Here is a 7,310-nt window from a genome sequence, read left to right on the forward strand (position 1 = left end):
CCGCCGCCCGCCGCGAGCGGCGGGTAGCGGAACAGCCGCGCGCCCACGGAGCGCCCCGGACCCACGCCCACGCCCGGCGCCGCTACCTGACGCCCTGGCGGGCCAGCTCGACGACCGCCGCGGCGTTCTGGCGCGTCACGAATCCCGGGCCCGTGGCGACCACGCCGCCGCCGCCCGGCATGGTGAGCGTCTCGGCGTACTTCACCAGCATGACGACGGGAAGGTAGCCCTGCAGGTAGGGCTGCTGATCCACCGCGAAGAGCGCCCGCCCGTCGGCCACGGCGCGCGCCACCTCTTCGGTGAGGTCGAAGGTCGCGAAGGCCACGTCGCTGCCCTCCACGGCCGCGAGCGCCGGCGCCGCCGCGGCGGGCCCGAGCGTCAGCACGGCGTCCGTTTGGCGCCGCGAGAGCGCGCCGCGTACGCGCAGCTCGGCGTCGTCGGGGTCGGCCAGCTCCACCGCCAGCACCGTCAGGGTTCCGCCGCCCACCGCCAGCGCGTCCGCTGCTCCGGCGCAGCGCGCGTCGAGCGCGGCGTTGCCCACTTCATGGTGCACGCACAGCACCGCGCGCGCGCCCTCCGTGAGCAGCCGCCCGCCGGCGGCGCGCCCGGCCTCGTACTCCGGCTGACCCACGTGCGCCAGGAGCCCCAGGGCGCGGGATGTCTCCGCGCCCGAGTTGATGGACAGCACCGGGATGCCCGCGTCCAGGGCCCGCCGGAGCGCCGGAGCGAGCGCGTCGCCGTCGGGGATCGACACGACCAGGCCCGCCGGCCGGGCCACGACGGCGGCGTCTATGAGGTCGCTCATCGCCACCATGTCGAAGGCGGTCGGCGCCTGGTACTGCACTTCCACCCCCAGGTCGTCGCCGGCGTCGGCGGCGCCGTTGGCCACGATGGACCAGTAGGGGTCTGCGGCCTGCCCGTGGGTGACCAAGACTATGCGGACGCCGCCGCGCCCTGCGGGCGGATCCGGCGGCTCGCGGGCGCAGCCCAGCGCGGCCAACGCCCACGCCGCGCCGGCAAAGAGCCGCTTGAGGCCGCGTCGCGTCATCTGCGTCCGGCCGCGTCCACCGAGTCGGTGGGGTCGGCGCCCTCCCAGCTCACGTCGGCGGTGGGGCCGTAGGTCGAGGGCACGTCGCGCCCCATTACGCGCAGGTACGTGGTGAGCTGGGTACGGTGGTGGGCGGTGTGCAGGACGCGTCGCCAGAAGATCCAAACGCGCTCCCGCTCCACGTCGAAGAACGGCACGCGCACCAGCCACCACGGCTCCTCGCGCTCGGCGAGCTGTGGCAGCCGGGCTCGGGCGAGTGCCGCGAAGCGGGCGCTCAGCGCCGCCACCGTGGTCGTGGCCGGCAGCGTGTCCTCGGGCGCCGGCTCCGCCAGCTCCAGAAACTCTCCGAAGAAGCGTCGCTCGGACAGGAGCTGGTGCCGCATGATCTCCTCGACCGTGGTCGCGCGCTCGTGCGGCCTGTGGGACAGATCCGCGTCTGAGAAGCAGCGCCAGATGCTCACGACCTTGCTGGTCTCGCTCGCGTAGGTGTCGAGCATGTGCTGGGCGAACGGGAAGGCGGCCCGGGGAACGTCGCCCTCTGATATCTCGGTGTGCGCGTAACGCATCGGCATGCTTCGTGTCCTCCGCTGCTGGGGGTCGGCCCTACCCTAGGCGTCGCCGGCCCGGCCGACCAGAGCGTGCGCGCGGCGCAAGGCGGGCGCGACGACGTCCTCCTCGTCCACCACCTCGACCCGGCGCCGGTGCATCAACACCCGGCCCGCGCAGATGGTGGTGTCCACCTGGGCTGCCGAGGCCGCGTACACCAGCGCCGAGGCCGGGTCGAAGGCGGGGGCGACCTCCGCCGAATCCATGCGCACCAGGATCAGGTCCGCGGCATCGCCCACCGACAGCTCGCCGTCGCGCGCCAGGCGTCCCGCCACCGGCCCCGCGGTGGCGATCGCCACGGCCTCCGCCGCCGGCAGAGCCGCGGCGTCCTCGGCGGCGTGCTTCTGGAGCAGCGAGGCGATCTTCATCTCCGCCAGCATGTCCAGGCTGTTGTTGGACGCGGGCCCGTCGGTGCCCAGCGCCACCCGCAGTCCCGCCGCCTTGGTCGCCTCGTAGTCGAACGGCCCGCCCACTCCCAGCTTCATGTTGGCCGACGGATTGGTCACGACGGTGACCCCGGCGGCAGCCAGCAACGCGCGCTCGGCGTCGTCCAGGTGAACCGCGTGAGCGCACACGAGACGCGGGCCGAGCAGCCCGACGCGGTCCAGCAGGAAGGCCGGTCGCACGCCGTGCTCGCGCAGGCAGTCGCCTACCTCGCGCTCGGTCTCCGAGAGGTGGATGTGCACCATCAGGTCGTGGCGGCGCGCGAAATCGGCTATCCAGGTCAGGTTGTCGGGCGACACCGTGTAGATGCCGTGGGGCGCGACGCTGAGACCGATCAGCGGCCCCTCGTCGACCGCCCGCTCCGCCTCTCGCTCCACCAAAGCGCGCGACTCGAGCCCCCGCCCGCGGTCGCCGAAATCCACGAACGGCGAGCCCAGGTGCGCGCGCAGCCCGAATTCCTGTACCGCGCGGAGGGCGCCTGGCCGGTGCCAGTACATGTCGTTCAGGTAGGTCGTGCCCGATCGCACCATTTCCAGCAGCGCGAGCCGCGCCCCGGCGTGGACATCTTCCTCGGTGAGCAGCTCCTCGAGCGGCCAGATCCGGGTGCGCAGCCACGCGTCCAGCGGCATGTCGTCGGCGTAGCCCCGCATCAGCGTCATGGCGGCGTGGGTGTGGCTGTTGGCCAACCCGGGCAAGGCCACGCAGCCGGTGCCGTCCAGCGTCCGCGCAGCCGGCGTCGCGGGCTCGCCGGAGGCCCCGGGCGCGCCCGGGCCGGCTTCGGCTTCCGCGGGTCCCACGGCCACGATCAGGCCACCTTCGATGTCGATGTCGACGATGTGCTCGCCGACGCGAGCACCCGCGATACGAAGATCGATGGTCACGGCCGTGCCGCCCTTGTGGGGAGCGCGCGACGCCATATCGTTGATGCCCACACTCGGCCAGGGAGTGGCCTATCCACGCACGACCCGACATCGGCCCGGAGACCGCCCGCACGATCGCGCTGGACCAGGATGGGTGGGCGGTGCTGACGCTCGACCAGACGCTCCTCCCGCACGAGGAACGTTGGATCCGGTTGGAGCGCTGGACGGACGTGGCGGAAGCGATTTCGACCATGCGCGTGCGCGGCGCGCCGCTCATCGGCGCCGCGGCGGCCTACGGCGTCGCGCTCGCCGCCCGCGAGGACCCCTCCGACGGGGCGCTCGACCGGGCGGCCGCCACGCTGCTCGGCACGCGGCCCACCGCGGTCAACCTGCGCTGGGCGCTGGAGCGGACGCGCCGTGCGCTGGGCCGCGTTCCCGAGGAGGAGCGCGAAGCCGCCGCCTACCACGAGGCCGCGGCGATCTGCGAGGCCGACGTCGCGGCCAACCGGTCGATCGGAGAGCACGGCGGCAAGCTGCTCCGGGCCCTGGCGGCCCGCAACCCGGATCGCCCCGTGCGCGTGCTCACGCACTGCAACGCGGGCCGGCTGGCCACGGTGGCCTGGGGCACCGCCACCGCGCCCGTGTACCTGGCGCACGCCGAGGGACTACCGGTGCACGTGTGGGTGTCCGAGACCCGGCCCCGGAGCCAGGGTCTGCTGACCGCGTGGGAATTGGCGCGCGCGGGGGTGGCGCACACCGTCGTGACCGACTCCGCCTGCGGCCACCTGCTGGCGCGCGGCGAGGTCGACGTGTGTCTGGTGGGGACCGACCGTACGACCGCGCGCGGCGACGTGGCGAACAAGATCGGCACCTACCCGAAGGCGCTCGCCGCGCGTGAGGCGGGCGTGCCGTTCTACGTCGCCGCGCCGTCCAGCTCCATCGACTGGTCGCTCGCGAGCGGAGCCGCGATCCCCATCGAGGAGCGCGACGGAGACGAGGTGCGGGTCGTCGGAGGGGTGGTCGATGGAGCGCGGAGATCGGCCAGGATTCTCGACCGGGCGACGGACGTCGCCAACCCCGCGTTCGACATCACCCCGGCGCGGCTGATCACTGGCCTGATTACCGAGCGAGGCGTGGCGCTGGCGACGCGCGCGGCGCTGGCCGACCTGTTCCCCGAGCACGCGGACGCGTCGTCATGAACGAATCTTCGCTGAGACAGGAGCTGCTGGGAGTATGCGAATGGCTGGCGCGTTCGGGTTTCACGCCGGGCACCACCGGCAACGCGAGCGCGCGCCTGGGCGGCGACGGGACCATGCTGATAACGCCCGGCGGCGTGCCTTACGCCGACGTCGGCGCCGAGGACCTCGTGCCGGTGGATTCGGCCGCGGGCCCGGCCGCCGACTCCCGACCGTCCTCCGAGTGGCGGCTCCACGCGGCGATCTACCGCGCCCGTCCGGACGCGCGGGCTGTCGTCCACGCGCATCCGCGCGCGGCGACGGCGCTGGCTTGCCTGCGGCGGCCCATCCCAGCCTTCCATTACATGGTCGCGTCCGCCGGGGGCAGCGCGATCCCCTGCGCCGCTTACGCGACGTTCGGCACCGACGAGCTCGCCGATTCCGTGGTCCGGACGCTGGGCGCCTACCTGCGCGCGTGCCTCATGGCCAACCACGGCCTGGTGGCGCTGGGCGCGGGGCCCGCCGCCGCGCTGGCGCTCGCCCGCGACGTGGAGGCGCTCGCGGACCAGTACCTGGGGGCGCTCGCGGCGGGTCGCCCGGCGCTGCTGGCGGACGAAGAGATGGAGCGCGTGGCGAAGCAATTGGCGGCGTATGGCTACCGCTCGGTGCAGTCCCGGATCGGGTAGACAACTCGCTCGTGACTTGGCTCGACGTCAGAACGTGACGAGGAGAGTCGTCTTCAGGAATACATCCGAATCGATGTCGTCATCATCGTACGACACTAGTTCCAGGTTCGGAATCACGTGCACGTTGTCGTGGAGCATGATGTCCGCACCCGCCAGAAAGAAGTTGCCCTCGGACGTGGGATCCATCCGGAAGTAGCTGATCGCCGCCCCGTCGGGAATGGGGCTGGCCATGCGGTCCCACCGAGCCAACAGGTGCGCGCGCTCCCCGGCCTCGAGCACGCCGAACACCGAAAGGATGTCCACGTCCACATCGTCCTCGTCTGGCTCCGTCCGGACCTGCCGCGCCGCCAGGAGACCAATCCGGCCCCGCTCTCCCCGCACCACCGCAGTCCCGGTGTAAGTGGTGCGGTCTTTGTCGTCCGAGCGGCTCTCCCTGTCGGCGTAGGCTTCCAGGATCAGGTTGCTGGTGGGGTAGAACTGCAGGGCCCCCATGATCTTCTTGCCCTTGTTCGTCTCGGCTTTTGTAGAGGCCCCGTTACCCAGCATCACGTGATAGCGGACCTTCCGGCTCTCGTCGATACTGCCCTGGAACGCGATCCCGAAATCCCGGGACGACCCCATCTTGAACAGGTCGAGGGGGGTCTTCTCCACGCCGCGATACCCCCACTGCCCCTCGATGAAGTTCCACGTCGGGCTGCTCGAGAGCCCCACGACGATCCGGTGGTTGCCCCTCCGCCAGCGCACGTACAGGTCCTTCAGGAAGGGATCCATTGTCCCCGAGGTCGTGAAGTCTCCCGGCGTGGCTGCTTCCAACCGCACCCGAGCATCCCACGCGGGATTGAATCGGGTGTTGACGGTCAGGTACATCCGGCGCGCCCAGAAGCCGTTGGCGTCCTGCAGATCCGCATCGTGGTGTCCCGCAACGTAGTAGTAGTCTCCGAAGAATAGCCCCCCGACAGTCGTCTCCTGCGCCGCTCCCCGCTGCGCGGTCAGCGCGGCGACGAGGGCCAACGCGGCCAGGGTAATTTCGCGTCTCATCGTGCGTCTCCTAGACTCCGTTATTATCGCAAACGTCGGCGATGCCCGTCGATCTGTTACATGTCAGCCCCAAATGAAGGCGGTCCTCCTGGGGCCGCCCTCCGGCCCACGGGGTGGGGGCCTCTTAAGCTCCGCGGCCGGTGCTCCCGAGTTCACGCTCCTCGATGACGGAGAGGGCCTTCAGCCCTTCCGCCAAGGTGCGGTAGAAATCGTGAACGGCCGCCTGCTGCACGGCGTCCGCGAACCGGTGCAGCCATCGACCCAGATGCTCCCGCCAGAACCGGGCGCGGCGGTCGTACCATGCGCGTTCCCCGGTGGTCGCCTGCTGGAAGGCGAGGAAGTACATGAACTCCAACTCGTGGATCACGTGGTCCGGAGCATCCTTCAGGTCCTCGCTGGGCGCCAGGCCCGCCTCGGCGTAGGCGGCTGCCGCGTACTGGCTGGACGGCCCCATGAGACGGGGCTCGTCCTCCAGGTAGAAGCAGGCCCACGGAGCCGCGAGGATCTCGAAGGGCCCGATAAAGAGCTTGGCGTGGGCCACCTCCGCGGGTTGCAGCTCCGGGAGCAGACTCCGAATCTGCGCAGCCATCTCCTCACCCAGGGCGGGCAGCGGCTCAGGCAGGTCGCCCAGGGCACCTGCCACCAGGTGCGGGAGGTCCTCGTCCCAGGTTCGGGGCGGCTGGAGTGCCCGCGCCAGGGCGAAATGGGCGTTGGCACGCCCGGCGGCGGCGGCGTCCCCCAAGGTCGGTGCGAACTCAGCCATGACGGCCACGCTTAGAAGTCCCGGATGTAGAAGACGCTGGGCCTCGTTCCCTGCTCCTCGTTCAGAACGCGGGGATGGTGTTGGACCAACGCCCGGCTCGGTGCGCTGTCCGGGTCGTTCAGATCACCGAAAATCCGCGCGTCCGCGGGACATGCGATCACGCAGGCGGGAAGCTCACCGGCCTGCAACCGGTGGTCGCAGAAGGTGCACTTCTCCACTACGCCCCTGGGGCGGATGCCGGCGTACGTGGCCTCCCGGTCCGGGTTGTAATAGGGGATGGGCGCCCCCACCCGGTCAGCCGTCTCCGGTCCGGTCGCGGTGCAGCCGGGGATGAGGGCCTCTGCATCCTCCATGAAGCGCGGATGGGGTGCGTCCTTGTTGAAGTAGATCACGCCGTAGGGGCACGCCACCTGGCACGCGCGGCACCCGATGCACTTGTCCACGTCGTGCAGCGTCAGTCCGTCCTCGGACTTGTACATGGCCCCCGTGGGGCAGTTCGCCACGCACGGCGCTTTCTCACAGTGATTGCAGAGCGTCGGAATGTATCGGAACTGGGTGTTCGGGAACGTGCCCCTGGTCTCCAGGATGTGATTGGACCAGGCAAACCCCTCCGGCACGTTGTTCTCGCTCTTGCAGGCGATGTCGCACGCCGCGCAACCCACGCAGCGGTGGAGGTCGATCACCATGCCA

Annotated in this window: 8 protein-coding genes; 2 read left to right on the top strand and 6 right to left on the bottom strand. The window is 71.1% G+C overall.

Annotated features, from left to right (window positions below):
* Positions 1-82: 82 nt before the first annotated feature.
* The 3 genes from ABFS34_15120 to ABFS34_15130 are packed head-to-tail and all read right to left on the bottom strand — an operon-like array spanning position 83 to position 2,979.
* Positions 83-1,048 carry a substrate-binding domain-containing protein gene (locus ABFS34_15120; GenBank protein MEN8376757.1) on the bottom strand — a complete coding sequence of 322 codons (966 nt, stop codon included), beginning with the start codon at positions 1,046-1,048 and terminating at the stop codon, positions 83-85.
* Positions 1,045-1,620, bottom strand: coding sequence for a DinB family protein (locus tag ABFS34_15125; GenBank protein ID MEN8376758.1), 576 nt, complete (start codon positions 1,618-1,620; stop codon positions 1,045-1,047). Before ABFS34_15125 ends, ABFS34_15120 begins: the two co-directional genes overlap by 4 nt.
* Positions 1,621-1,656: 36 nt before the next feature.
* Positions 1,657-2,979 carry an amidohydrolase gene (locus tag ABFS34_15130; GenBank protein ID MEN8376759.1) on the bottom strand — a complete coding sequence of 441 codons (1,323 nt, stop codon included), beginning with the start codon at positions 2,977-2,979 and terminating at the stop codon, positions 1,657-1,659.
* An 89-nt stretch (positions 2,980-3,068) separates the two neighbouring features.
* On the opposite strand from ABFS34_15130, the gene mtnA reads away from it, so the two are divergent.
* The gene (mtnA, locus tag ABFS34_15135) at positions 3,069-4,157 is read left to right on the top strand and encodes an S-methyl-5-thioribose-1-phosphate isomerase (GenBank protein MEN8376760.1); all 1,089 of its coding nucleotides are present in this window, start codon (positions 3,069-3,071) and stop codon (positions 4,155-4,157) included.
* A complete protein-coding gene (locus ABFS34_15140) occupies positions 4,154-4,819 on the top strand; it encodes a class II aldolase/adducin family protein (protein MEN8376761.1) in 666 nt (221 codons plus the stop codon). The genes mtnA and ABFS34_15140 overlap by 4 nt, the downstream gene beginning before the upstream one ends.
* A gap of 27 nt (positions 4,820-4,846) precedes the next feature.
* Here ABFS34_15140 and ABFS34_15145 read toward each other — a convergent pair whose 3' ends face one another.
* The 3 genes from ABFS34_15145 to ABFS34_15155 form a co-directional block, all read right to left on the bottom strand.
* Entirely contained in the window at positions 4,847-5,857 is a 1,011-nt protein-coding gene (locus ABFS34_15145) for a hypothetical protein (GenBank protein ID MEN8376762.1), read from the bottom strand.
* Between the two features lie 124 nt (positions 5,858-5,981).
* Positions 5,982-6,620, bottom strand: coding sequence for a molecular chaperone TorD family protein (locus tag ABFS34_15150; GenBank protein MEN8376763.1), 639 nt, complete (start codon positions 6,618-6,620; stop codon positions 5,982-5,984).
* An 11-nt stretch (positions 6,621-6,631) separates the two neighbouring features.
* Positions 6,632-7,310: 4Fe-4S dicluster domain-containing protein (locus ABFS34_15155; protein ID MEN8376764.1), on the bottom strand; the 679-nt coding region annotated here is incomplete at its 5' end.

Source organism: Gemmatimonadota bacterium, assembly GCA_039715185.1.
In the GTDB taxonomy this organism is placed as follows: Bacteria; Gemmatimonadota; Gemmatimonadetes; order Longimicrobiales; family RSA9; genus DATHRK01.

What these genes read in the sequence shown, in the direction of transcription:
- ABFS34_15120 (MEN8376757.1), bottom strand. Translation starts at nt 1,048, where the DNA reads ATGACGCGACGCGGCCTCAAGCGGCTCTTTGCCGGCGCGGCGTGGGCG.
- ABFS34_15125 (MEN8376758.1), bottom strand. Translation starts at nt 1,620, where the DNA reads ATGCCGATGCGTTACGCGCACACCGAGATATCAGAGGGCGACGTTCCC.
- ABFS34_15150 (MEN8376763.1), bottom strand. Translation starts at nt 6,620, where the DNA reads ATGGCTGAGTTCGCACCGACCTTGGGGGACGCCGCCGCCGCCGGGCGT.
- ABFS34_15140 (MEN8376761.1), top strand. Translation starts at nt 4,154, where the DNA reads ATGAACGAATCTTCGCTGAGACAGGAGCTGCTGGGAGTATGCGAATGG.
- ABFS34_15145 (MEN8376762.1), bottom strand. Translation starts at nt 5,857, where the DNA reads ATGAGACGCGAAATTACCCTGGCCGCGTTGGCCCTCGTCGCCGCGCTG.